Below are 2,019 nucleotides of genomic sequence, written 5' to 3' on the forward strand. Positions count from 1 at the left end.
CCCACCGCCCGGCCGAACCCGCCACCACCGCGCCGCTGGCCGGGTTCACCGTCGCCGTCACCGCCGCCCGCCGCGCCGAGGAGATCAGCGCCCTGCTGCGCCGCAAGGGCGCCCAGGTCCTGGCCGCACCGGCCCTGCGCATCGTGCCGCTCAGCGACGACCAGCGCCTGGCCTCGGTCTCCGAACAGCTCGCCCGCCGCCCCGCCGACGTCGTCGTGGCCACCACCGGCATCGGCTTCCGCGGCTGGGTGGAGGCGTGCGAGACCTGGGGCACCGTCGACCCGCTCCTGGCGAGCCTGCGCACCTCGCGCCTGCTGGCCCGCGGCCCCAAGGCCAAGGGCGCCATCCGCGCCGCCGGACTCACCGAGGAGTGGTCGCCGCCCTCGGAGTCCTCCGCCGAGGTCCTGGACTACCTGCTCGCCCGGGGCGTGCGGGGTCTGCGCGTGGCCATCCAGCTGCACGGCGAACCCCTGCCCGACTTCACCGCCGCCCTGCGCCTGGCCGGAGCCGACGTCGTCGAGGTCCCCGTCTACCGCTGGACCCTGCCCGAGGACACCGCGCCCCTGGACCGCCTCATCGAGGCCGTCACCAACGGGGGAGTGGACGCGGTCACCTTCACCAGCGCCCCGGCCGCGGCGGGGCTGCTGGCCCGCGCCCACACCACCGGCCACCAGGCCGCCCTGGTCCGGGCCCTGCGCGGCGACGTCCTGGCCATGTGCGTGGGAGCGGTCACCGCACGCCCCCTCATGGCCCACGACATCCCCACCGTGTGGCCCCAGCGCGCCCGCGTCGGCGCCCAGGTCCGCGCGCTCGCCGAGGAGCTGCCCGCACGCTTTCCGACCCTGTCCGTGGCCGGACACCGCCTGCGCCTGCGCGGCCACGCCGTCCTGGTCGACGGCACCGTGCGCACCCTCTCGCCCACCCTGATGCGGGTGCTGCGCGAGCTGGCGCGCAGGCCCGGCCAGGTCCTGGACCGCACCCGCCTGCTCACCTGCCTGGGCGAGGACGCCGACGCCCACGCCGTGGAGACGGCCGTGGCCCGGCTGCGCACCGCGCTGGGCGACCCCCGCATCATCCAGACCGTGGTCAAACGCGGCTACCGGCTGGCCCTGGACCCGGCCGAACGCACCCTCTGACAGCGCACCGGCCCACCCGACCGAGGGAAAGGAAGAAGCGGACCCCGGCCCCGGCCGTCCGCGCCACGCGATGCACCGACACCCCACCCTGCTGCTGGCCGTCCACGGCACCCGCGACCCCCACGGCACCGCCGTGGCCCACTCCCTGGCCCTGCGCGTGGCCGAGGTGACGGGCCGACCCACCCGCCTGGCCTTCGCCGACGTGCTCGCGCCCAGCGTCGGCGAGGTCGCCGCCCGCACCCCGGGACCGCTGGTGGTCGTGCCCGCGTTCCTGGCCTCGGGCTACCACGTGCGCACCGACATCCCCCACCAGCTCGCCCGCGCCGGACGCGCCGACGCCGTCATCACCCCCGCCCTGGGCGATCACCCCGCGGTCCTGGACACCGCCGTGCGCCGCCTGGTCGGAGCCGGGTACCGGCCCGGGGACGCCGTCGTGCTGGCCTGCGCCGGGACCTCCGACCCCTTCGCGGGCGCCGAGCTGGAGCAGGCGGCCCGGCGCATGTCCCAGCGCCTGGGCACCCCCGTGGAGCTGGGGTTCATCGCCACCGGCGAACCCACCGTCGCCGAACGGGTGGTCCGCCTGCGCGAGCGGGGGCACCGCAGGGTGGCCGTGGCCAGCTGGCTGCTGGCACCGGGGCTCTTCCACGACCGCCTGGCCGGGGCGGGCGCGGACGTGGTGGCGCGCCCGCTGTGCCCGGACCCGGCCCTGGCCCACGCCGTGGCCGCGCGCTACCGCCAGGCCGCCATCGCCCAGCCCGTCTGAACCGGGGGCAGGCCACCGGGGCGGGGGAGCGGTACCCACCGGGTCGAGCACCGGTCCGGTGGGGGGAGGGACCCGCCGCACGGCACCGGCCCGCCCCGCCGCGCCCTGCCCGGGCATGGC

Annotated in this window: 2 protein-coding genes; both read left to right on the plus strand. The window is 78.1% G+C overall.

What is annotated here, in order from left to right:
• Window positions 1-1,136, plus strand: a 1,136-nt coding sequence (locus DQW06_RS25850) for a uroporphyrinogen-III synthase (protein ID WP_370449138.1), incomplete at its 5' end; no start/stop codon positions are given.
• 70 nt (window positions 1,137-1,206) lie between these two features.
• Window positions 1,207-1,899 carry a sirohydrochlorin chelatase gene (locus tag DQW06_RS25855; protein WP_117199473.1) on the plus strand — a complete coding sequence of 231 codons (693 nt, stop codon included), beginning with the start codon at window positions 1,207-1,209 and terminating at the stop codon, window positions 1,897-1,899.
• Window positions 1,900-2,019 lie beyond the last annotated feature (120 nt).

Source organism: Nocardiopsis sp. TNDT3 (genome assembly GCF_003427465.1).
Lineage (GTDB): Bacteria > Actinomycetota > Actinomycetes > Streptosporangiales > Streptosporangiaceae > Nocardiopsis > Nocardiopsis dassonvillei.